Raw genomic sequence first — 24,059 nt, forward strand, 5'->3', positions numbered from 1 at the left:
GTAGAATGAAGCAAAGAAATTTTTCATCTTTTAGGGGGATATGCATGATCATTTTGGACCATTACATACAACTTTGGCTGCATTATGCAAAGGGGAAAGAACTTAGTGAAAACATAGAAATATCGCTGCAAGACATTTCAAAATCATTATATTGTACAGATCGAAATAGCAAATTCACAATAAAAAAACTAGAAGAAATACAATGGATTAGTTGGTTTCCAGGACGCGGAAGAGGAAATCGCTCGAAAATCGCTTTTTTACAAGATCCGGCAACGCTTATTTTTGAAAAAGGAAAAGAACTTGTAAAGCAAGGTGAAATTAAAAATGGAAAAAATTTCATTCAAACATATGCAGAGCATTTTCCCTACATAATAGAACAATTCCAAATTTGGATTGATACACTTTTTGGATACCACATTGAACATTCACCGCAAGGAAGAATCGATGTTTTACGTTTAAACATGCGCATACAACCAATTACATGTCTAGATCCTATGTATGTAACTCTTCGTTCTGAGTGTCACATTGTTAAGCATGTTTGTGATACGCTTGTTCATTATAATGAAATAACGAATGAAGTTGAACCGCGCCTCGCTTTTTATTGGGAATACAATCATACACATAAAATATGGACATTTTATCTCCGCAAAGGCGTTCATTTTCATAATCAAAAATCGTTTACTGCACATGATGTCAAATATACTTTCACTCGTTTTTTAAGTACAAAAGACAATCCTTATCGTTGGATGCTACAAGATATTGAAAGAATACATATTGTAGATGAATATACGATTGAAATTCATTTACAAAGAGAAAATGAATTATTTTTACATATTTTAGGTGGGGAACATTGTTCTATTATTTCCGAATCGCATGCAAAGGAGAATAATCAATACATATTAAATGGAACAGGTCCATTCAAACTCGTTAAAAATAATGATGCACTACTTATTTTAGAAGTAAATCCTTTGTATTTTCGTGAGCGCCCATTTCTTGATCGTATTGAGCTTTGGTATTCACAAGATATAAGTAGTCATAGCGGCTATGAAGTTTTATTAGATTCTTTACAGCATGATAGAAAGGACGTTCAAAAAGAAATGTCTCAATTAGAAGCGAACGTAACATATATAACACTCAATACAAAAAAACAAGGTCCTATGCAACATATGGTTTTTCGACAAGCATTAAAACAGATTATCAATGGCATGCAAATATTAAACGATTTAAAAGGTGAACGCAAAGAAGTAGCGACGAATCTGTTATTAGGAAAAACCAATGAAATAAGTAAAGAAAGTTCAATCAAAGAGTTATTAGGAAATAGTGGATATAACGGAGAAACATTATATTTATGTACCTTTCAAGAGCAAGATCATGTTGAGGATTCACATTGGATTCAAAGGGAATGTGCTAAGTATGGAATTAAAATAGAATTATCTTTTTTAGATGCACACGAACTTCTTACATTTCGAACAATACAAGAAGCTGATTTGATTCATGATAGTGCTACAATAAGCGAGCACGCTGAATTAAGTTATCTATATTTACTACTAACGACCAATAGTTTTCTTCATCAGCATAGTTCTTTCAATTTAAATGAGAAGTTGAAACGTGTATTTAAGGAACAGAACCGGAGTATGCGTATGCAATTGTTAGGGGAAACAGAACAGGAGCTGTTAGAGAATATTCATATCATTCCTTTGTATCGAAATTATATGACGATACATACGCATGAGACTATACAAAATGTAGCAATTAACTCCCAGGGCTGGATTAACTTTTATCATATATGGTTTAAGCATACATATAACGTAACAAAGTAATAAAATAAAGTGCTCATAACCCATCATTTCTTCGATCGTCGTACGATTTAACTCGGGGCGGTTTCGTTTAATTGTTGTTCTTGGCGATCTACATTTTGGTCAACTGTAGATACTCGCATATATCCAAATTTCATATAGTTCCTCCCATACAAAAACGCTATCCTTTCTTATGATTCTTATAGAAGGAATAGCGCATTTTTCATTTTAGGGGGTAATTTGTTGTATTAGCTTGATAGCTCCCTATAAGGTCTTTAAATGTTGAAAGAAATGGATGTAAAAAAAGTGTTAGTTAGCATCTTGTCTATATATAACTTGATACTTTTTGAACAATATACTGTATTGTGGATACCATTTTTGAATCATCTATCTCGTCCTTATATTTATGATGAATGACTTGTTGCTTTTTAAGAATGTAATAATCAAAAAGTGCTTGATATAAAGTCATATTGTTTTGAATTAAAATTGTAGGTTCAAAGAGCTTCCGCAGTAGTACATCGTCTTGGATAAGGATGAGTGCAGGGTTTATCTTGTTGAACACTTCTTTATTTATATGTTCTTCATAGAATTTTTTTAATTTATTATTTCGTTCGTTTTGAGCTTGTATGATTTGTTCATATAGTACAGGAGCACTATGTTTTAAATCTAATATAAAGGTATCAGATATATATATAGCAATGAGTAATGACTGCTCAAATGTTTTTTGAAAACGCTCTCCGAACGGGACTGATTCTTCAAAAATGGTTTGATCAATACTAGTAATATATTCGGCATAAACCTTGACGATGTATTGGATAATCTCATCTTTTGATGAGAAATATTTGTACATAGTTGCTTTGCTAATATCCATGTAACGAGCAATATCATCTGTTCGTAATGGGCTTATACCTTGTTTTTTTACAATTGGTAATAATTTAAAAATGAGCTTTTTTCTCATTTCTGCTTGATTATCAATATTGTTATTTAACATAACAACCCTCCTTGCGATTCATTTTATTATAAGTTAATTTATGAATTTACACAAATTAAACTAATTAAACCCTTTATACTAATTGAACCAAAAATATAAAAATAGTTTACTTGTTTTTGGGTGTATGTTATTCTCTTTTTACACCAACTTTTTGAAAGAAGGCGAATTTATGAAAAAGAAGCAACTAGGTTCACAAGGTTTAGAAGTAGCAGAAATCGGATTAGGTTGTATGGGGATGTCTGAATTTTATGGTCAAACAGATGAGACAGAGGCGACAAAAACAATTCACCGTGCTTTTGAATTTGGAATTACAATGTTCGATACAGCAGATATTTATGGATATGATGAAGAGGGAATAGGAACAAATGAAAAACTAGTAGGGAGAGCGTTACAAGGAGTTCGGCATGATGTGAAAATTGCAACGAAGTTTGGAGCGCTGCGAAATGAAACAAAATCACTAGGATACAACGGTTCTCCTCGATATGTGAAGGAAGCATGTGAAGCAAGTTTAAGAAGATTAGGAACAGACTACATCGACTTATATTATCTACATCGTGTTGATCCAAATACACCAATTGAAGAAACTGTAGGGGCGATGGAAAATTTAGTACAAGAAGGAAAAGTGCGTTATATTGGACTATCTGAAGTAACGGTTGAACAATTAAAAACAGCTCATACAATTCATCCAATTTCCGCTGTTCAAACAGAATATTCCCTTTGGTCTCGCGAACCAGAGAAAGATATTTTGCAGGCTTGCCGTGAATTAGGCGTTGGATTTGTTCCGTATAGTCCACTCGGTCGTGGGTTTTTAACGGGTAATATAACAAGTCGTGATCAATTAACACCTGATGATTGGAGATATTATAATCCGCGTTTTTCAGAAGAAGCGTTTGCTTCTAATATGAAAATTGTCAAAGGAATTAAACGGCTTGCGCTAAAGAAAGAATGCACGCCTGCACAATTAGCACTTGCTTGGGTTGTTGCACAAGGCGAAGGAATCGTACCAATTCCAGGTACAAAGCGAGTGAAGTATTTGGAACAAAATGTGGCAGCTCTTGAAATTACTTTAACAAAAGAAGAACTAGCATATTTAAATACAATTGCGCCAATTGGTAGTACGATTGGTAATCGATATTAAGATTGATTATCAATTCATAGTTCTTTCACAATAAAGTCAATTAAATAAAATCTAGGAGGGATTTATATGAAATATACAGTTATTCCGGGTGCTAGTTCAGGAATTGGGTATGAAACGGGATTTGCTAAACGTTCTTTTGGGCAGATGAATTCCAATATGAAGGTGTAATTCCTAAATTTCATACTGCAAAAGAAATGGCTGGATTTATGTTAGAACTTTATGATAGCGACAAGGTTGTTGGTATTGTGAATGGAGAAACGTATGAGTTTCAATTAAGAGACCCGATTTTTCCGCATGTGACAAGAATAAGAAAATAATTTAGTGTACCCAATTTGAAGTTTTAAATCATAATCAATTTAAATCCTAAAGGAGCGTAAAAAACATGGGGAAATTTGCAGACATTCAAAATAATCATTTAGCATTAATACAATACTATCGTTGGTATCAAGTATATGAAGTCCCATTTAACAAAGCACGTATTGATAATCAGTTAGATATTTTAGCGGATGAAGTCGAAATTTCATCGCAAGCTGGAACGACGAAAGGTAAAATGGGTTTAGCAGATAGATTAAGAATGTTTGAAGGATGGCAAAATGCGCATCATGTTGAAAACGCATCAATCAAACAGTTGAACGATGAGGAACTTTCATTAGAAGCAGATATTCTTTATCAAAATATACGCCCAGATGATAGTAGATACAGCTATAGAATTCATTATTCAACAATCCTGAAACTTAGAGAGAACGACTTGCCTCTTTTTACAAAGGTCCATTTAGAGCCAATCGGTACTGTAGAAAATCCAGAATTTACATCTGCCTATGCAGACAATAGAGCAAAATCATTTATGCATTATTGGTTATATTTAATGGAAACAGCATCTGTGAACGGTGACAAATTCAAAGAACTACTAGCAGAACCATTTGAATTGAATTTAAGTACAGCTTCTAAAATCGATACATTAAAAGGATTTAACGAATGGTTATCAACCGCTCCGAGTCAAGTGAAGGGAAGCGGACATTATCCGAAAAATCTCTCAGTTACAGAAAATGCAGATAATACAATAAGTGTTTCCGTAGATTTTGAATGGGAAGGTATTTCTGTTGAAAATAAGCCGATGGTCGCAGAAACGCATCATGAATGGGTACTTGAAAATAATTTAGATGAGAGATTTGCTCGTATGAAAATGATGAAAGTAACTCAAACAAAGCCATTTCAAATAGTAGAATAATTTAAAATATAGTCTTGATCTGAACAAAACAAGAAAATTGCACGTTAAGAAGTCGATGATTCTTGTTATTTTTTTCTCGTTTTATTTTCCCGTAATGGTCATAAATCTTCTATAATAATATATTTAGCGCGAATAAAGGGAGCGGAACAATAAAATCCGCAAATTAAAAAATAAAACAGCATGGGAGTCGGTTATTATGGAGCAATCAAATACAGCGTTTAGCGAGGCATTAGTAAAATCGTTAAAAGGAGAACGAGGACATCTTCCCATCAAGAATGCTTTGTCGGATATAGACGTGGCTCTTGCAGGGAAACGCAGAGAGGAACTGCCTTATTCTATTTATCAATTAGTGAAACACATGACCTACTGGCAAGATTTTCTCTTATTAGCCGCTCAGGACGAAAAGCCTGCACTGCCTTTCCATGTGAGAGAGAGCTGGCCTGAAGAAGAATGCCCTGGCAGTGAGGAAGAGTGGAAACAGACTATTCAGTATTTTCTTCAGGGGATTGAACAGGCTTGCACGGTTGCCCAAAATGTTCAATTGGACAAACCATTGGAGAGCTGGCCTGGTGAAACCCCGGGCGGTGTGCTACGCAATATTGCATCTCACAATTCCTACCATTTAGGAGAAATCGTACTGATTCGTAGATTATTTAGTGCTTGGCCACCGCCAACAGGCGGATATCCGGTCTAAACAAGGTTATGGGTTGAACCCTTTCCTTTGAAGTGATTCAATATAATTATATTGCGGATATTAAGTGAATTTTTGAGGAAATGGAAAGTTGTAAGAAGAGTTGAGCGCCATTATGTGAAGAGAAACCGCCTGTTAAAACAGGCGGTTTTTTCTTTTAACATATTTACCGAAAAGAAGTCCCCTTCCTCAAGGAGCGAGAAGTGTGTAGTCCAGCGAGTAGGTGGGGGATGAATTTTCGATAGGCGACAGCCTATATATGTTCTTTGTATGTACTTTTGAGACTATGCGATATAATAAATATGAAAATACGAAAGAAAGGAGAAGGTATATGGCAACCACAAAAGAGGGTGTGCATATAAAAGGAACAAAAAAGTCGTTACCGGATGGATGGTCTACCTATGCATTTCGATACGCTATTTTTCCCACACCTGAACAAGTAACGAAATTAGAAAAATCGTTTGGATGTGAACGAAAAGTGTATAACGAATATGTCTCTGGTTTGTATGAATATTTAGAATCTATCGGTTTTGAAAGTGGATGTATTCGTTATAAAGTTCCAAATTATACAACGATCACGGCCAAATATGATTACTTAGATAAAAGTAATGATTCTTTTGTTTATAATGACGCAAAAATGAGATTCCAGGCAGCCATTAAAAAATATAATGAAACCTACGCGAAACAACCTATTCAATATAAAAAGTCAGTTCGTAAAAAGATGCAAACAATCGGTTATGTTCCTACGTTGAAAGATATAAAAGGCATGCCTAAATTCCATAGTAAAAAACAGGGGAAATTAAGCTATACTACGAATCAAACCAACGGAAACATAAAAATCACACAAGAAAACGGTTCTTATTTTTTATGTATTCCAAAGTTTCAAGAAGGTATTTCTATTCATCTACATCGAGAATTACCGATGGATGGAATCATTAAAAAAGCAACAATTAAGCGAGAAGGATCAAAATATGTTGTTTCTCTTTCTGTTGATTATTTTTGTCCAAATGAAAAACAAGTAGAATTAGTGACTGCTGACGAAGTAATTGGACTAGATTACAGTCAAAGCGAATTGTATGTAGACAGCGAAGGACGAACAGCTCAGTACAGTCGGTATAACAAAATCATAGAAAAAAGGCAACGAAGAATAAATAAATCCTTAGCACGCAAAAAGAACAATGCAAAAACAGATGAAACAGGAAATATTGTATATAGTAAAAATTATGAAAAGCAAGTGAAAGAATATCAAAAAGTAACAACAAAAGCAAAAAACCAAAGAAAAGATTTTCTACACAAGAAAAGTAATCAGATAACCAATGATTATCATGCCATTGTTGTAGAAGATTTGAACTTAAGTAACCTTGCACAATGTTTGAGTTTAGGAAAAAAGCTACATGATAATGGATTTGGTATGTTTCGAACGATGTTACAGTACAAATCTAAGAAAAAAGGCAAATATTATATCGTTGCGGATAAGTATTTTGCATCGAGTAAATTATGCAGTGAGTGTAATCACAAAAAAGATAAGTTAAAATTATCTGAAAGAATCTATACGTGCGATAATTGTGGCACGAAAATCGATAGAGATTACAATGCGGGTCGTAATCTAAAATATTATGGCATTCGTATTCTGCACGAACAAAGTATAATTGCGTAGTTTGTATCGATTTTATTAGCGGTAGGGACGCCGCGAATTCAAGGCTTTGGACATGAGTCGCTAGGCTTGTGGATGAATTAGCAATAAAAGAGAAAGTCTTTTGACTTTTGAAGCCCCCACTTCAAACAGACCGTAAGGTCGTTAAGTGGTGGGTAGTTCACTAGTATTCTGACCTATATTCTTTTGGGCTATATTGTAAGCCCGACATAAATTTTTCTTGAATGATTTTTTCAAATCCATATTCAGTAAGTAAATGGATTTGACGATCCAGTAGGAAATAATGGTCTGAGTTCCAGCGTGTTCGTGAAGAGATTACAGCAAGCATTAAGTATTTTGCCGAAATAGGAAAATAGAAATTGATATAAAACATAATGTTAAAAGAAACTTCCTATCACCATGAGGAAGTCTCTTTTTATTTGAAAATAAAATAGCATCAGTTACCTTTGAAATGGATTGTGAAATATATTCTTCATATTGACGAATAGCTGGCCATTAAGCATAGTTATGATTTTAGTCTATTTTTCATAAAAATGGGAAAATGCATCTTTACAGCGTAACAGTGTTATGTTACATTGAATAAAAAGAAGGGAGAGCAAAATTTTGAGTCAGGACTTAATTTCGAAAAAAGATTTGCTAGATCTTACTGGAATCTCCTATGGTCAGCTATATAGGTGGAAAAGAAAAAACCTAATACCAGAAGATTGGTTTGTGCGAAAATCCACGTTTACAGGGCAGGAGACGTTTTTTCCTAAAGAAAAGATTTTAGATAGAATCGAAAAAATTCAAACGATGAAAGAAAATTTATCTCTTGATGATTTGGCGGATATGTTTTCACCAAATGTGAATGAGGTTTGTTTAACAAAGGAAGAAATTATACAACGTGGGATTGCTTCAGAATCAGTGGTCCGTGTTTTTATAGAGCAAAATCAAGAAATGAATGAATTTCGTTTTGCAAAAATCCTTTTTATTTATATTTTAGAAAAAGTACTTCAGTCTGGAGAGATTAGCCTTGAAGAAGGAAAAATGGTTTTACATGTTTTAAATGAGCACTATGAAATGATGAAGAACAAACATGGTGAGCTTATTTTTATTCGAAAGTTAGGTATTTCAACATGTTTCTTACTTTCGAGTGTAGAGGATTTATATTTTGATCAGGGTACTAAAATTGTTATACGTTTACCTTTAATGATTTGTACAGAAGAATTAAAAACAAAGTTGTTATGATGGAGGGAAAGTAGTGAAAACAGATGACTTATTAATTAATGGACATGGAATGTCGAACGGAGGGCAGTTTCGCAATGTACAATTAAACGGAAGAGGGACAGTAAATGGGGATTTAGAATGTGTGGATTTCGAATGTAACGGTTCTGGTCATGTAAATGGAGATATAAAAGCTGAGACAGTAAAAATAAGTGGTTCCGGAAAGATAAATGGAAAAATAGATGCCATGCAAATGAGCATTGAAGGCAGCGGCAGTATACAACAGGATGCGGTTGTAAAGAAAATAAAAATTTCCGGTAAAGGAACAGTCGGAGGAAATGTATCTGGTGAGGACATGAATATTCGCGGTAAAGCAATTATTGATGGGAATTGTGAAGTAGATACATTCAATTCAGAAGGACAATTTATCGTGGGTGGCTTATTGAGTGCAGATGATATTTTTATTGATATGCACGGAGAATGTAAAGCAAAAGAAATAGGCGGTCAAACGATTAATATAAAATATAAGAAATCCGCTTTAAGTTGGCTCTTCGAAACAATGTTTACTCCTCGAATGGAAACAGAGTTAATAGAAGGGGACAATATTATAGTTGAGTATACAAACACGAACACAATTCGAGGTAACAATGTTACGATTGGACCAAATTGTGAAATTAATCTTATTGAATATACAGGGGTTTGTACAATCGATAAAAACGCTAACGTAAAAGAAAGTCGAAAAATTTAAATTTTTAATAGAAAGGGAAAGATAGCATGAAAGAACAGTATAACCTTAGTTTAAATGGTTCTGGTAATTCATCAGGCGGTACCTACAAAAATGTCAAAATTCGCGGAGAAGGAACAATTTTGGATGATATTGATTGCGATGCGTTTAAGACGTATGGAGCGAGTGAAGTGCAAGGAAATGTAAAAGCACACATGGTAACTGTGTTTGGAGAGACGAAAATTCGTGGAGATTTACATTCAGAAAATGTGAAAGTTAACGGTAATCTTGAAGTTAGTGGTCCGGCAGAAGTGAAACGTACAAAAGTACGAGGGATGTTTGACATTGGTGAAAATTTTACTGGTGAAGAGATCGATATAACAGGTGGAATAAATGTGAAAGGAAACTTAGAAGCAGAGGATTTTACATTAAATGGAGGCTTTACGATTACAGATATGCTGAATGCGGGAAATATTAATATCATTCTAAGATATGAGCACAGCAATGTAAAAGAAATAGGCGGCGAGAAAATTACAGTTCAAAAAAAATCATCGTTTTTTCCTTTCTCAAAACACGGAGGATATCTTCATGCCAATATAATCGAAGGGGATGAGATTTATCTTGAATACACAAAAGCTGATGTTGTTCGAGGTAACAATGTTACGATTGGTCCAGAGTGTGAAATCGGTGTGGTAGAATATCACGAAAGTTACAAAAATGCAGATCAATCAATTGTGAAAGAATATAAACAAATATAGCGGGAGTACTGAAAAACATGATTTAAGAGCTATTTTATTCCGTGTTTAACCTCAAGATTTAGAGAAAAGTTTAAGTAAATTGAATAAAAGCACTCCCTTCATATGAAGAGAGTGCTTTTATTTTAATGATTCAGAAACCACAAACTGGAATTATTCTTCAATAATTTCGTATTCTTCATCTGCTAATAATAAAATTTGTAATTTCTTACCCTTATTATGTATTTCAATTACATCATACGTTCCTAAATTTTTTACTTTATTTGCTGAAGCATTTACCATTCCTTCAACAGAGTCGATTAAAATATCTTCTTCGATGTAAGATTCAGGTAAAGACATATCTTCAGTTTCTAATACACATGCATATAAATTTTGTAAATCAGTAGCTGATGGGTTTAATTCCTCAACATCAATTATATTTTTTACTGCATCTACATGCTCTTCTTTTGGTTGATATACTTTAATTTTAGCCATATTCTATTCTCCTTTATTTCTTAATCTAAGAGGCTATATATTATTATAACGTTTTTTATGAAAAACATGAAACAGTAACATAGCTATAAATAAAAAGTAATACAATTCTATAAACTTTTATCGATTTTTTATTTATCCCGCTATTCGTGGGCAGTAAAACCCCCACTGATGGAAGTTTCACTTTATGTATACAAGTTAAAAAATGACATACCCTCTTTCTTTTTAAGGGGAGCATCTGGCTGTGCATAGAAACGGTCTTACCACATACAAGGTTTAAAACAAAAAGAAAAAACGAGTATAGGTTATGTTGTATTCTGCATAGCAACGACTTATAAAGAAAAGCGGAAGCGGCTCGCTCAGAACAAGAGGGGGATGGAGCTTCTGACATAGAGGCGCTTTTTGCCTCGGCGGAAGACGCGAAGCCACCGACTGTTCTAGCCGCTGGAGCTGGATCATAAAGAAAAGCGGAGCCGACTAGAAGGTAGAGCTAGACAAAGATGTCGGAAAATTAAAATGGATATATATTTTAGAAAAAATTCATTGTTGCTTCCGTGTGTGAATACAATATAGTAGAAATGTTATATATATAATTTTTCCCTTTCTTAATTTTTGTATTGCATATATAATTTAGAGGAGACGAATCGGACTGTTATGTATTTATAAAAGAATTGAGGTTTAACGAACAATGACAATAAAAATTATTACAGATAGTGCGGCGGACTTACCGAAAGAACTGCTTCATACTTATGATATAGAGGTTATCCCTCTTCGTGTATATGATGAACAAGAAAATGAATTTTTTGACGGGATAACACTAGATCCGATTGACTTACTTCGAAATATGAGAGAAGGAAAAGTATATAAAACATCATTACCTTCTTTAGAAAAAATTCAAGAAGTATTTACTACATACGCAAAACAAGATGCTACCTGTATTTATTTAGCTTTTTCTTCCGAGCTTTCTGGCACATATCAATCTTCTGTTCTTGTAAAAGAGGAAGTAAAAGAAACATACCCTAATTTTTCTTTAGATATTATTGATACAAAATGTGTATCAATTGGTCAAGGATTAGTTGTATTAGAAGCTGCCAAACTGGCACAAAGCGGAGCAACAAAAGAAGAAGTATTAAATCGTATTGCATTTATGACTAAGCATATGGAACACATAGTTACTGTTGCAGATTTACAATATTTAGTTCGTGGTGGACGATTAAGTAAAGTAGCAGGGTTTATAGGTGGTTTATTAAATATTAAGCCTATTTTAAACATAGAAGAGGGAAAACTTATTCCGCTAGAAAAAATACGCGGCCGGAAGAAAGTATTTCAACATATAATAGATATGATGGAAACAAGGGGTAAGGACCTTGAAAATCAAACAATTGGAATTTCACACGGTGATGATTTAGAAAGTGTTAACATATTAGCAGAAATGATTACTGAAAAATTTGGATGCAAAGTATTTGTAGTAAATTCAATTGGTGCGGCTGTAGGAGCCCATGCTGGTCCGGGAACATTAGCTATCTTTTTCTTAAATGAACTATAAGAAGGAAAAAGTCTCTTGAAAATAAGGGGCTTTTTCTTTTTTATTTGTCACTTTGCTGTAACAAACACTAATTATAATCATAAATGGAAATAGCAGAAATGAGAGAGTATATTAGTAAAATATATGTATTGTATACGGGGGAATAATATGAGGATATTAATTGCTGATGATGAACAAGATATGTTGAAAATTTTAAAAGCTTATTTTGAAAAGGAAGGCTTTCAAGTTTTTTTAGCTAAAGATGGAGAGGAAGCTTTACATACCTTCTATCATGAGAAAATAGATTTAGCAATTTTAGATTGGATGATGCCGAAAATAAATGGCTTATCTGTTTGTAAAGAAATGAAGAAAAATTCCAGTATAAAAGTTTTAATGCTCACAGCAAAAAGTGAAAATGATGATGAATTAACAGCACTAAATTGCGGAGCAGATGAATATGTAAAAAAACCATTTCATCCAGGAATTTTAATTACGCGAGCAAAGAAACTTCTCAATAAAGGCGAAGTTGTTCGAATCAAAAATATAAAAATTGATTTGAATAAGTATAAAATATATAAAGATGAAGAAGAACTTGATGTAACAAAAACAGAATTTGAGCTAATTAAATGCTTCTTATATCATAAAGGAAGTATTTTAACACGAAAGAAATTACTAGATATGGCATGGGGATTCGATTATTTTGGAGAAGAAAGAACGGTTGATACTCATATTAGAAGATTACGCAAAAAAATAGGAGAAGGTATTATAAAAACACATCGAGGTTTAGGATATAGTTTGGAGGAACATAGTGAATAAACTTGGTAAAAAACTATTCATTAGTATATCGATTGCAATTTTTTTAATTTTCACCATTTCACTACTTTTAACGAATTATTTCTTACCAAAGTATAATTTATACAAAACGAAAGAACAAATAAATAAAGTTACAGCTCAAATAAAACAGCAGTCAAAAGAAGAATTTATAAATGATATTTCAAGAATAGAACAGCAGTACAATATATCTATTGTGTATGTGCCAATTAATAGTACAGCAGATGATATAAATTGGTCTTTACGTGAACGACTATCAAAAAAACAAATTACACTAAGTAAATTTTGGATTGTAAAAGAAGATTTAAAACATGTAAAAGAGGGAGGGAAAGTAAATACATTATATGATCAAGAAAAATTGAAAGCCAGCTTCTTTGCTAGTTTTATTGCTAAAGACGACATGCTTGTTTTAGTAGGTGTTTCTATTGCACATTCTAATGAAATTATACAAATGATCAATCAATTTAACCTATATATATTTGGTTTTTCAATTGTTCTTGTGATTGTATTAGTATGGGTACTATCTAAAAATATAACAAGGCCGCTAAAAGAATTAAGTGATGTTGCAAAAGATATTTCAAATCTAAACTTTAAAAAAACAAACATTAAAACAAATGATGAAATTGAAGATTTAGCAGTGAGTATTAATGTAATGAGCAATAAATTAAATAAGGCTCATCAAGATTTAACACAGAAAAATGAAAATTTAAAAGTATTTATGGCAAATATTACACATGAATTAAAAACACCTATATCGTTAGTAAAAGCTTATTCTTTAGGAATAAAAGATGGATTAGACGATGGAACGTATGTAGATACGATTATAAAACAAACAGATAATATTTCAAATTTGATAGAAGAATTGTTGCGGTTTTCTAAAATAGAACGAGATGCTATTAGTAGGGAAACATTTAATGTGGTCACGCTTTTTTATTCTATATTACAAAAGTATGAAATCGAAATACAGTCTAAAAATATAAAAATAGATATTGAAGCGAATCAAAGTGAGATGTTTATTACTGCTGATAAAGATCAGATGGAAAGGGTTTTCAACAATCTCATAACAAATGCTATTAAATACACAACGAACTACAAAATTATCGTGGAATTTAAAGAGTTAGAAGAACAAGTATTATTTAATATTAGAAATGGTGCAGATCAACTACACATAAAAGATATTGAAAAGATTTGGGAGCCTTTCTTTGTTTTAGAATCATCTAGAAGTAAAGAAATATCTGGGACAGGATTAGGTTTAGCTATTGTAAAAGGAATACTTGAGCGACATGGCTTTCAATATGGTGTGCGTACTTTTGAAAAGGAAATTCAATTTTATATGTATATGGAAAAGAGCTTATAGTATAGGCTCTTTTTTTGTTTTAACATAAAAGTATATACTGTGAGATAATTATTAAGACAAAATAGAGATTTTATTATATAATTTTCACATAATAAATATTAAAATTTAAACGTTTAAAAATTTTTTCAAGGAGATTTGTGCGTGAAAAACATTGATTTTATTCTTGAAAGTGATGAACTATTAAAGCCGTCAGAACGACTTATTTTATTATTATTAGAAAAACATAGAATACTATATACAAATGATTTACTCGTTTTATCAAATTTATCGTATAAAACATTAGTAGATTCTTTAGCAACACTTATTATGAAATCTTATATAATAAAAGAAACTGGAAAAGGCCGCAAACAAAACAGATATAGTTTAATATAATTTAATTATTGTAAACTAAAAAGAGGAAGAGCTTATTTGATAGCTCTTCCTCCCTTTGTTTTAAAACTCGCATGTGGCAGGAAAAAGCCCTGACCGCTTCTATGCACGGCCAGCTGCTCTCATCCTCCCCTAAAAAGAAAGAGATTTTTATGCTGTTTTTTTAACTTGTATATATAAAGAGAATTAAAACTCATCCTCGTGAATTAAAGTACCAGCGTCATGATCTTTCATTAATCGTTGCTTCAAATAATTCTCTTTCGTTGTTCTATCATCTTTATGACCAACAGTTGCTGCGATGATATGTGGAGGTAATTTCTTGTAATCGTATAAATATTGAACATAAAAATGCCGAAAGAAGTGCGGGGTTATTTTTTCATTCCTTGTAAACGATAAACCTGTTTCTTTTATAATTTTGGTGATATATTGTGAAAGATAATTTTCTTTATATGCTTTGTGATTTTTTGTCTGAAAAATTGTGCCGCCATGCTGGACTCCTAACTCAATTGGCAAGCGGCGGCGTATTCGGAAAGCAATAATTCGTTCAAATACAGCTTTATTAATAGGTACAATTCGTTCAGAATTCCCCTTTGTATTTACATAAAGATAATAACGATCGCGTAATGCATCAAATTCTAAGTCTTCCCATCTTGCATGTGCAACCTCCGCAACACGTAATCCAGTTGTTGCTAATATGGAAAGCAGGGCATAATTGATAGGATTATTTTTATAATAGGAAAGCAATTGTTTTACTTCTTCATAAGATAACTCTCTTCTTGGCTTATGTTTTTTTGTTATCGTTGTACTTAGTATATCAATGTACAAAGGTTCTTTAATGTATTCAATTTCATATAACCACTTTAAAAAAGAACGTATAATCCGTAACTTTCTACTTATTGTTGCTGGCTTATAAGTTTCATTTGATTGATAGGAAATAGCTTCTTCAGCAAGCCACTTTTGATAATTACGAATATGTCGTTTTCGTAAATTTATCCAAACTTTACCTTCTATGAAATGTTTCACATCCATTTGTAAAAATTCCGTATGTTCTTTAATAAAAAAATAAAATTGTGATAAATCTCTAGAATAGAGAAGACGTGAAGTATCTTTCACTCGTTTTTCTTTATCAAAATGCGTTTGGCGATTTAAATAATAGTACAAAATTTCTTCATCGGAAAAACCTTCATATGAATATGTATGTTGACGTTCATTTTGTTCTTTTCGATCTTCAGCTTCCTTTAAAAAATCTTCGTTCCAAATCGCAATCGTATTTGCGAATTTTTCTTTATTATTTTTACTATGTAATAACGAATATTGATTATGAATTGGTATTAAATTAAATTTCATGTTATATCAAATCCTTATTTATTTCTTTTATAGTATGAATGAAAGAAAATAAAATATATCTATTATTTATTTTAAAATGAGTTTATATAAAATACAATATTTATTCTAAATCATAGAAAATCACACATTTTCTATAGTTTAAAATTCATTTGTAAAATTTATATTTTGTAAGTTGAATTAAAATAATATAAAATTTAATTTAAAAACAAAAAGAAATTAAGTATGTTTGTAATATACTTATAGTTTCGTATTTACATGTGATATAATAAATTTATACTGTATAACATTTATCTTTTAAGTTCTATTTTCATATAAATTATATTTAGTTTTGATTAGAAAGGATTTATTTTTATGTACGATCAAACATACGAACAATATATGGATACAAATGAGGTAAAAGAATATTTACGTATTTCAAATTTCACATTTAAGAAATTAATGAAGGAACATAAATTAACGCCAATTAATAAAGCTACGTGGCGATTGGATGGAAGTTTTTTGTTTCGAAAAAATGAGGTTACTGCATTACAACCTCAATTATGTATAGAAGGAATGACATTAAACCAAGCAAGTAAACAGTTTCATATTAGTATGTATCAATTATGGAAATGGATTGAAGAAGAGAAGTTGTCCTATACAATTCAAATGCATAGAAATAAAGAAACAAAGTTTGTACAAGAAGAAGATGTAAAGAATCTGGCTGAAAAATTAGATGATACCAATAGTCTTTATACATATTCTCGAAAATATAATGTTGTTTTATTTCAAAAGTTTATACAAGGGAATACAATTGCCCGTATAACCTCCATTCCAAAACGGGGAGATATTATTGTAACAGATGAATTTGGAAATGAAATGACATTGCAGCAGGCAAAAGAAGGGGGCTTTTTTGCAGCATATCAATTATCAGACAAGCCAAGAAGCCACCATCAAAAATTCATTAAGTTTCGCTTTTTGAAAACACATAATTTACGAAACGATATTTTTCAGCGAATAGATTTCTTATTGCAATATGTTTCGCCACGAAACCTTCGAATTTCAGAAGAACACAATTTTTGGATCGTTGAAATTCGCCAATCGCTTATTCAAGTTCCTATACAAATTCAACAAGAGTGGATCGATTCTCTTATACCATATATAATAGAAGGAAAATTAGCAAAACGCCCCAATAATAGTATTTACTTAGATAGCAATAGTGTCACGAAAAGCATTGTACTATCTTCATCAGAGTATCAATCTATCTCAAATATTGTAAATGAAGAAAAGATTTCAATAGAGGATTTTATTACTTCAGCAATCCGTGAAAAATTAGATCGGTACATGATGAAAAACTAAAAGGCTTATCATATTGTTGATAAGCCTTTTTATATACAAAAATATCCAATTATTATTAAAAATGACCTTTCAGATTCGTTTTTAAGAGGAAATGAAGTGGAAAGTAATACGATAAGGTTTAATTTCTATAAAATTCTTTAAAGGGCCTTATAGGAGTCTTAAATTAATTTTGTCCTGTTTAAACCCGCAAATAGTTTACATAATAATTTTATGAAGCAGAATATTATATAAAATAGCGAAGAATAGATAACATTTTCTTATACCTCTTGATAATGATAATATTATGTAATTATTTTGCAAACTCATTTATCATGGATGCTATAAATGGGGGGGATAATAATGAATATTCAAATCGTATTATTTGATGGATTTGACGAATTAGATGCGATAGGACCATATGAAGTATTGAAACGTGCAAATGAATTTGGAGCAAATTTCGATGTAAAAATGGTTTCATTACATTTGAATTCGGTGACTGGATTTTATGGTTTAATAGTGGAAGTCAATGATTTTCTTAGCGAAGACAATTGTCCGGATATTTTAATTGTACCAGGAGGCGGATGGAACCATAAAGGTGAGAAAGGAGCACGAATAGAAGCAGATAAAGGTGTGTTACCTGAATATATTGCTAAGTTTTATAAGCAAGGTGCTATTATCGCTGGTGTTTGTACAGGTGGAATGTTAATGGCTGTTTCAGGAATTACAGCAGGACACAAAACTACAACGCATTATCTTGCGCAAAAAGAAATGGAATCATACGGTTGCAAGGTATTAGGGGATAGAGTTGTAGATGATCATGAAATTATAACAGCAAGAGGAGTAACATCCGGCATCGATTTAGCTCTATGGATTATTGAACGTTTTGTAAGTTCTGAAATAGCGGATTCCGTTGAAAGAAGACTGGAATATGAAAAAAGAGGTACGGTATGGAGAAGAACATAATTTTAATTTGCAGAAGAAATAAGTAAATTTTTAGAGGGAATCAGTACTTTATAATGAAGTGCTGATTTTTTATTTATCCCGCTATTCATTGGCTACAAAAAAGTGAAAAAAATATCTTTACTAATGAAAATATAGATTTCTATACATGAGAATAAATGATATAATTTCAATTAAGGTGTAATATTACACCTTAATTGAAGGGGGAGGATATATTGAAAAGCACTAAGCTGATAATTTCTCTAGTGATATATACAAGTTTACTAACTGTATCTATACATACATATACAAAACAACTAGCGCAACCTGTTATAGCAGATGCCGGACGGCTACTTCCGACAAAGGTTAAGAGAATAGAGAGTGTTGAAGATGAAAAGAAATTACAACAATTTGTTCGGTATGCAAATGCTTCAAATGAAAAACTCTCTATTGCGGGGATGCAGCATACGCAAGGTGGTCATACATACTATCCAAATGGCACTGTTTTAGATATGAAAAGTTACAATAAAATATTGGGGTTTAATCCAGAGCAAAAAAGAATAAAAGTACAGAGCGGTGCAACGTGGAATGACATTCAAAAAGTAATTAATCCATATGGTCTTGCGATTCAAGTTATGCAATCACAAAATATCTTCACGATTGGAACGATTTTTTATGTCGCTTCTATTCTATATATGATAAGTGGAATCGTACTATGGCTCACTAACAACGAAACAACATATAACCGATAACATTTGTTTTCGGTTATATGTTGTTTGCGAACGTTTAATTCACATTTAAGTGTTGTAAAAACAACGTAGCTGATACGTAGCGCTTTGCTAATTTTTGTACATAAGCAGTATGAACAGATAACGTTGCAATAACAATTGCATTTCGAATTGCTTCGCGTTGTTCCTTGTTTATATGCTCAATTTTAGCTGCCAACTGATCAGCATTTTCTTTAATAGTTTGTTCAATGGTATAAATTGTATTCGTTGTATTGAATTGAATGAAACCTCGTTGATTTAATTTTTCAAATAGAGAAGAGTAAAAAACATATAATTGAATCGGGTTAATTAAATCGTCATTACGATCGGCAGGGTCATTCACAATAAGCTTTAACAACTTTCGAATGGAGTCAAAATCGAGCGCTGTTTTTAAATCTTCTACAATAAATAATAAGGCCGCTTGTTCAATTGAATATTTTTTTCCTTTTTGCGGAGAACCAATCATTTCTTTTATATCGCGTTTCACCCAATTTTGCAGTGCGGTAACAGAAAAGTTAGTATTTTCAATTTGATTCCCAAGAGCTACAATTTCATTTAAAGAGAATCCAATATCCGTTTCTTCTATTTTAATAAGCTTTTCGAAAATAGGTGCTAGTGCAGTTGTAATAATGGCTGTAAAACTTTGACCGTTCTCAATATCTTCTTTATGTGACTTTGCCCAGGCTTCTTGTAAAATTGCAAGAGGCTTTTTTGTATCCCATCCTCTAAGAGAAAGAAGGAGCATCGCCATTTCGTTTCGTGTGAGATGAAATGTTTCCATCTTTTCACCTCCAATAATATAAAAGTTCTTATGAACTTATATTATGCATTGCTATATGTAAAGTCAATTGTATTTTTATAATTTCTCTTATAGTTGAACAAATTAACAATCATAAAAATTTACTCTTGATTATTATAGAAAAAGTTCATATAATAAGTTCATAAGAACCTCTTGAAACACCTTAAAAACAATCTATCTTTTCATAATTTAAGAGAATGATAGATGTTATATACATTTATAGTAGAAGGAGAATGAATCGTATATGTTAAAGAAAATCGTTACAATATTGACAGCGTTTATGTTTGTCTTTGCTGCTAGTAGTTTCGTATCAGTAGATAGTGCTTACGCAAAAAGCTACAAATCTGGTAAAAAATCATTTACTCCAAGTTCAGGTCAAACACAAAAATCAAAAGTAGATTTGAACAAAAAAGATTCTAATGTAAATGCAAATAAAACAACAGATTCAAAAACAAAAGCAACAAATACAGCACCAAAAAGTAATAAAGGAAGCTTTATGAAAGGTCTTTTACTTGGTGGTCTTGGTGGTTTATTAATGGGAAGCTTATTTGCTAACATGGGAGCTCTTGGTTCTGTATTAGCATTTATGGTGAATATGCTAGTAATGGCTGGTATTATAATGCTAGCGGTTCGCGCATTCAAATATTTTAAAAATCAACGTAAGAAACAGGTGGAAGAAGCTGCATGGAAACGATAAAAATCTCTGAACAAGAGCTAATCAATGCACTCTGTGTATATATTGCCCAAAAACGTCAAGTTGCCCCGGAACAAGTCCTGGTGGAATTGATGTACGATGATGATTACGGTTTCTCAGCTGAAGTAGAAGTAAACGGCCGTCAGCAAATTTTAATTCAGGCAAATTTAATCGAAGCACTTCGCTTATGGCTTGATATGGAATATAACATTAATCCGTTTGCTGCAAGACTACAGCTTGAGTTACATGATGAAGAAGGTATTATTGCGTTTGCGAATTTAAATAATTCTTATGAGTAATAAAAAAACAGCTGTTGAGATGTAACAATCTCAGCAGCTGTTTTTATGTTTGTAAAAGAGTATAAAGGTTGCATTGATCAAGGGTGCTCTGATAAGGAGCTCTTAAAAGTTTGCGGCGTTGCAGCAGCGTTTGCTGGCGGAGCTGCGATGAGTCAAGCTGTTACACTTGTGTAACAATGCATGGAAGAATTGCGTTAACAAACATGTTAATAAAACACCTTCATCAAGAAGGTGTTTTATTACTATCTATAGATTGAATAAAGGTATCTACCATTTTATTAAAACGGTCCGCTTCTTCTAAAAATGGACAATGGCAGCTATCTTCAAAAATGATAAGTTGAGAATTTTTGAGGTGCTTGTGTAAATGCTCGCCTGCTGCAACAGGAATGAGCTTTTCTTCTCTACCAAAACAAAGTAAAGTAGGAATCGTAATTTGAGCTAGGTAGTCTCGATAATCCACAACAGACTGGTCGAACAAAATAGCACTTGCAATAGACTCTGGAATTGTAGTTACTTCTTTTAATATCCACTCAAAATCATCTTCAGAAAGAGGATGTTTGAACATTAATGATATAAATTCTTGTAGGAAGCCGATTCGATTCATTTGCATTTCTCGCATAATATGAATAAGGGCAGGGAAATCAAAAGCTCCAATAGGAAAATCATCCCATTTAAAATCAGAGGCTAATTCATCTACAATAACAGAGGCTTTCACATTGCTTTCACCAAATTGTTTTACATATTCCCAAACAACAAATGCCCCCATAGACCAACCAACTAATACAACGTTCTCAAGAGATAATTTTTTGATAAATGCATGTAGATCGCAAGCATAGTTTGCAATAGTATGCCCAGATTGAACATGTGAAGAACGGCCATGACTTCGTAAATCCAGTGAAATCGCGCGGTGGTTTTCACTAAAATACGGTAGTTGTTTATGAAAAAAGCGACTGCTCATCCAAACTCCGTGTACGAATATAATTGGGGTTCCCTGGCCTTGGTCTTCATAATATATATTCACGTCATTATCAAGTTTGATATAAGGCATGTTCGTGAACCTCCTTTTCACAGAAAAAATAAGTTTATATATTCGAAAATATGCTTTATTGCAGTTATGTATTCAAAGCTTTAAAAAAAATACCATCGACTTTCTTTGCGAAATAGTCTTATACATCGGTACAGAATCTCCATTTTTTACGTAATTTTAAAAGAAACCTCGATTATTTCTAAAAAAATTCGCCTAAAATATTGTCATATCCTGTCCTTTAAGATATCCTTTTGTAGAGAGGTGAAATCATGGAAAAAATACTTATTTTCGGGCATAAAAACCCAGATACAGATGCAATTTGTTCTGCAATTGCATATGCAGAGCTAAAGAAAGAATTAGGAATGGATGCTGAGCCTGTTCGTTTAGGTGAAATCAGCGGTGAAACACAATTTGCTTTAGATTATTTTAAAGTAGAAGGACCACGTTTTGTTGAAACAGTAGCAAACGAAGTGGACAATGTTATTTTAGTTGATCATAACGAACGTCAACAAAGTGCGAATGATATCGAATCTGTTCGTGTATTAGAAGTAATCGATCACCATCGTATTGCTAACTTTGAAACAAGCGATCCTTTATACTATCGTTGTGAGCCTGTTGGTTGTACAGCTACAATTTTAAATAAAATGTACAAAGAAAACGGCGTTGCAATTCGTAAAGAAGTTGCAGGATTAATGTTATCTGCAATCATTTCCGATTCTTTACTATTTAAATCTCCAACTTGCACAGAACAAGATGTAGCAGCAGCTCGTGAATTAGCAGAAATCGCTGGTGTAGATGCGGAAAGCTACGGATTAGAAATGTTAAAAGCTGGCGCAGATTTAAGCGGTAAAACAATGGAACAATTAATTTCCCTTGACGCAAAAGAATTCCAAATGGGCGATGCTAAAGTTGAAATTGCACAAGTAAACGCTGTTGATACAAATGACGTTCTTGTACATCAAGCAGAATTAGAAAAAGTAATCTCTGCAGTAGTAGAAGAAAAAGGTTTAGATCTATTCTTATTTGTTGTTACAGATATTTTAACAAACGATTCTGTGGGCCTTGCAATCGGTAAAGCAACACAAGTTGTTGAAAAAGCATACAATGTAACATTAGAAAACAATACAGCTACTTTAAAAGGTGTTGTATCTCGTAAAAAACAAATTGTTCCTGTATTAACAGAAACATTCCAAACTCTATAAGAGCAGCTTTGGACGAAAAGGAAAGAACAAGCAGATATACAGTCTACTTGTTCTTTTTTTGTTTTTAGGAAGCATAAAATTTCGGATATTAAAGTCTGTTATTTTAATGTTCGTATAGGAAAGATGGAAATTGGTTAGGGAGAAAAGAAAAACCTGATATTTTTATCTGTGAATGAAAAATGCTATGATTTTATTGCTATATAAATCAAATTAAAAAACCGACATAAAACCATTCTTTTTCGGTGGGCGAGAGCATCTGGTCATGCATAGAAGCGATCAGTAACTTTTCCTGCCACATGCAAATTAAAATAAAGGGAGAAAGCAAGTGCAGACTCCTTTTGTTCTGAATATCCGCAATCTTATATGTCAAAAAATAAAATAGATCCATATAATTACTTATGTTATTTCTTAAAAGTAATAATGAAAAAATAAAGCAATTTATATAGGATTGAGAGAGAAAAGAGGTAAGAAAATACCAATGAAAAGACTATGCATAATTCCATGTGGGAAAAAGAAGATTTGGGATAAGTGTCCTGATATAGGGCCGACAGAAGCGAGAGAAGTGTACATTAGTCCATTCGGAAAAGCTTGTCAAGCGTATGCTTCTCAATTTTTTACACACTGGGTTATTTTATCCGCAAAGCATGGATTTCTACTGCCAACCGATATAGTGAAAGAAAACTATGATCTTGCTTTTCATTCGAAAAGTAGTGAGATTATTCATATAGAACAACTAAAAAAACAGGTGATGGATAAAAACTTGCTAGACTTTGATGAAATTGTTCTGCTTGCAGGCAAGAAGCATAAAAAAGTAGTGACAAAGTTATATCCAAAAGAGATTATTTCTTATCCATTAGAAGGCTGTAAAGGGATTGGATATATGTTGCAGAGGCTGAAGAGGGCAGTTGAAAATCATAAGGAGATTCAGTAAAGGTGTA

Annotated in this window: 23 protein-coding genes and 4 pseudogenes; 21 read left to right on the top strand and 6 right to left on the bottom strand. The window is 32.4% G+C overall.

Features of this window, described 5'->3' with window-relative positions; all coding sequences use genetic code 11:
• Nucleotides 1-44: 44 nt before the first annotated feature.
• A complete protein-coding gene (locus BM350_RS12530) occupies nt 45-1,820 on the top strand; it encodes an SgrR family transcriptional regulator (protein WP_090914812.1) in 1,776 nt (591 codons plus the stop codon).
• Nucleotides 1,821-1,882: 62 nt separating this feature from the next.
• On the opposite strand, the pseudogene BM350_RS28030 reads toward BM350_RS12530, so the two are convergent.
• Nucleotides 1,883-1,954: pseudogene (locus BM350_RS28030) on the bottom strand (recombinase family protein); the annotation flags it as partial.
• A 167-nt stretch (nt 1,955-2,121) separates the two neighbouring features.
• Nucleotides 2,122-2,787: a TetR/AcrR family transcriptional regulator gene (locus BM350_RS12540; protein ID WP_090914810.1), complete on the bottom strand. Its 666-nt coding sequence runs from the start codon at nt 2,785-2,787 to the stop codon at nt 2,122-2,124.
• A gap of 169 nt (nt 2,788-2,956) precedes the next feature.
• On the opposite strand from BM350_RS12540, the gene BM350_RS12545 reads away from it, so the two are divergent.
• The 8 genes and pseudogenes from BM350_RS12545 (at nt 2,957) to BM350_RS12585 (ending at nt 10,183) form a co-directional block, all read left to right on the top strand.
• Complete coding sequence (locus BM350_RS12545; RefSeq protein WP_090914808.1) at nt 2,957-3,925, top strand: aldo/keto reductase; 969 nt, start codon at nt 2,957-2,959, stop codon at nt 3,923-3,925.
• A gap of 111 nt (nt 3,926-4,036) precedes the next feature.
• Nucleotides 4,037-4,242, top strand: a pseudogene (locus BM350_RS12550) (oxidoreductase); the annotation flags it as partial.
• A gap of 65 nt (nt 4,243-4,307) precedes the next feature.
• Entirely contained in the window at nt 4,308-5,153 is an 846-nt protein-coding gene (locus tag BM350_RS12555; protein ID WP_090914806.1) for a hypothetical protein, read from the top strand.
• A 196-nt stretch (nt 5,154-5,349) separates the two neighbouring features.
• Nucleotides 5,350-5,847, top strand: a complete 498-nt coding sequence (locus BM350_RS12560) for a DinB family protein (RefSeq protein ID WP_090914804.1) — start codon at nt 5,350-5,352, stop codon at nt 5,845-5,847.
• 328 nt (nt 5,848-6,175) lie between these two features.
• Nucleotides 6,176-7,501: an RNA-guided endonuclease InsQ/TnpB family protein gene (locus BM350_RS12565; RefSeq protein WP_170857699.1), complete on the top strand. Its 1,326-nt coding sequence runs from the start codon at nt 6,176-6,178 to the stop codon at nt 7,499-7,501.
• A gap of 600 nt (nt 7,502-8,101) precedes the next feature.
• Entirely contained in the window at nt 8,102-8,725 is a 624-nt protein-coding gene (locus tag BM350_RS12575; RefSeq protein ID WP_090914798.1) for a YhbD family protein, read from the top strand.
• A gap of 13 nt (nt 8,726-8,738) precedes the next feature.
• Entirely contained in the window at nt 8,739-9,449 is a 711-nt protein-coding gene (locus BM350_RS12580; RefSeq protein WP_090914796.1) for a polymer-forming cytoskeletal protein, read from the top strand.
• A 26-nt stretch (nt 9,450-9,475) separates the two neighbouring features.
• Entirely contained in the window at nt 9,476-10,183 is a 708-nt protein-coding gene (locus tag BM350_RS12585) for a cytoplasmic protein (RefSeq protein WP_090914794.1), read from the top strand.
• A gap of 150 nt (nt 10,184-10,333) precedes the next feature.
• On the opposite strand, the gene BM350_RS12590 is transcribed toward BM350_RS12585, so the two are convergent.
• Nucleotides 10,334-10,654 carry a hypothetical protein gene (locus BM350_RS12590; protein WP_090914792.1) on the bottom strand — a complete coding sequence of 107 codons (321 nt, stop codon included), beginning with the start codon at nt 10,652-10,654 and terminating at the stop codon, nt 10,334-10,336.
• 685 nt (nt 10,655-11,339) lie between these two features.
• On the opposite strand from BM350_RS12590, the gene BM350_RS12600 reads away from it, so the two are divergent.
• The 4 genes from BM350_RS12600 (at nt 11,340) to BM350_RS12615 (ending at nt 14,736) form a co-directional block, all read left to right on the top strand.
• Nucleotides 11,340-12,197, top strand: coding sequence for a DegV family protein (locus BM350_RS12600; protein ID WP_090914790.1), 858 nt, complete (start codon nt 11,340-11,342; stop codon nt 12,195-12,197).
• Between the two features lie 147 nt (nt 12,198-12,344).
• Entirely contained in the window at nt 12,345-12,992 is a 648-nt protein-coding gene (locus BM350_RS12605; protein WP_090914788.1) for a response regulator transcription factor, read from the top strand.
• Nucleotides 12,985-14,364 (top strand): HAMP domain-containing sensor histidine kinase, encoded by a 1,380-nt coding sequence (locus BM350_RS12610; protein WP_090914786.1) that lies wholly within the window; start codon nt 12,985-12,987, stop codon nt 14,362-14,364. Before BM350_RS12605 ends, BM350_RS12610 begins: the two co-directional genes overlap by 8 nt.
• A 141-nt stretch (nt 14,365-14,505) precedes the next feature.
• Complete coding sequence (locus BM350_RS12615) at nt 14,506-14,736, top strand: hypothetical protein (RefSeq protein ID WP_090914784.1); 231 nt, start codon at nt 14,506-14,508, stop codon at nt 14,734-14,736.
• 183 nt (nt 14,737-14,919) lie between these two features.
• On the opposite strand, the gene BM350_RS12620 is transcribed toward BM350_RS12615, so the two are convergent.
• Entirely contained in the window at nt 14,920-16,080 is a 1,161-nt protein-coding gene (locus BM350_RS12620; protein ID WP_090914782.1) for a tyrosine-type recombinase/integrase, read from the bottom strand.
• Nucleotides 16,081-16,431: 351 nt separating this feature from the next.
• Here BM350_RS12620 and BM350_RS12625 point away from each other — a divergent pair, with 351 nt between their 5' ends.
• The 3 genes and pseudogenes from BM350_RS12625 to BM350_RS12635 form a co-directional block, all read left to right on the top strand.
• Nucleotides 16,432-17,415, top strand: a complete 984-nt coding sequence (locus tag BM350_RS12625; RefSeq protein ID WP_090914780.1) for a DNA-binding protein — start codon at nt 16,432-16,434, stop codon at nt 17,413-17,415.
• Nucleotides 17,416-17,754: 339 nt separating this feature from the next.
• Nucleotides 17,755-18,357, top strand: a complete 603-nt coding sequence (locus BM350_RS12630; RefSeq protein ID WP_090914778.1) for a DJ-1/PfpI family protein — start codon at nt 17,755-17,757, stop codon at nt 18,355-18,357.
• Nucleotides 18,358-18,569: 212 nt separating this feature from the next.
• Nucleotides 18,570-18,998: pseudogene (locus BM350_RS12635) on the top strand (FAD-dependent oxidoreductase); the annotation flags it as partial.
• A gap of 121 nt (nt 18,999-19,119) precedes the next feature.
• Here the strand turns inward: BM350_RS12635 and BM350_RS12640 are convergent.
• On the bottom strand, nt 19,120-19,881 hold the full coding sequence (locus BM350_RS12640) for a DUF1836 domain-containing protein (RefSeq protein ID WP_090914776.1): 762 nt from the start codon (nt 19,879-19,881) through the stop codon (nt 19,120-19,122).
• Between the two features lie 262 nt (nt 19,882-20,143).
• Here BM350_RS12640 and BM350_RS12645 point away from each other — a divergent pair, with 262 nt between their 5' ends.
• From BM350_RS12645 to BM350_RS12655, 3 genes and pseudogenes are all read left to right on the top strand, one after another.
• Complete coding sequence (locus tag BM350_RS12645; protein WP_090914774.1) at nt 20,144-20,596, top strand: hypothetical protein; 453 nt, start codon at nt 20,144-20,146, stop codon at nt 20,594-20,596.
• On the top strand, nt 20,584-20,892 hold the full coding sequence (locus tag BM350_RS12650) for a YxcD family protein (protein ID WP_090914772.1): 309 nt from the start codon (nt 20,584-20,586) through the stop codon (nt 20,890-20,892). The genes BM350_RS12645 and BM350_RS12650 overlap by 13 nt, the downstream gene beginning before the upstream one ends.
• A 63-nt stretch (nt 20,893-20,955) precedes the next feature.
• Nucleotides 20,956-21,066 (top strand): annotated as a pseudogene (locus BM350_RS12655) (carboxymuconolactone decarboxylase family protein); the annotation flags it as partial.
• Nucleotides 21,067-21,115: 49 nt separating this feature from the next.
• On the opposite strand, the gene BM350_RS12660 reads toward BM350_RS12655, so the two are convergent.
• Nucleotides 21,116-21,940 (bottom strand): alpha/beta fold hydrolase, encoded by an 825-nt coding sequence (locus BM350_RS12660; RefSeq protein ID WP_090914770.1) that lies wholly within the window; start codon nt 21,938-21,940, stop codon nt 21,116-21,118.
• A gap of 248 nt (nt 21,941-22,188) precedes the next feature.
• On the opposite strand from BM350_RS12660, the gene ppaC reads away from it, so the two are divergent.
• Complete coding sequence (gene ppaC / locus BM350_RS12665; protein WP_090914768.1) at nt 22,189-23,121, top strand: manganese-dependent inorganic pyrophosphatase; 933 nt, start codon at nt 22,189-22,191, stop codon at nt 23,119-23,121.
• A 478-nt stretch (nt 23,122-23,599) separates the two neighbouring features.
• A complete protein-coding gene (locus BM350_RS12670; protein WP_090914766.1) occupies nt 23,600-24,052 on the top strand; it encodes a DUF6884 domain-containing protein in 453 nt (150 codons plus the stop codon).
• Nucleotides 24,053-24,059 lie beyond the last annotated feature (7 nt).

Source organism: Bacillus sp. 103mf, assembly GCF_900116295.1.
In the GTDB taxonomy this organism is placed as follows: Bacteria; Bacillota; Bacilli; order Bacillales; family Bacillaceae_G; genus Bacillus_A; species Bacillus_A bruguierae.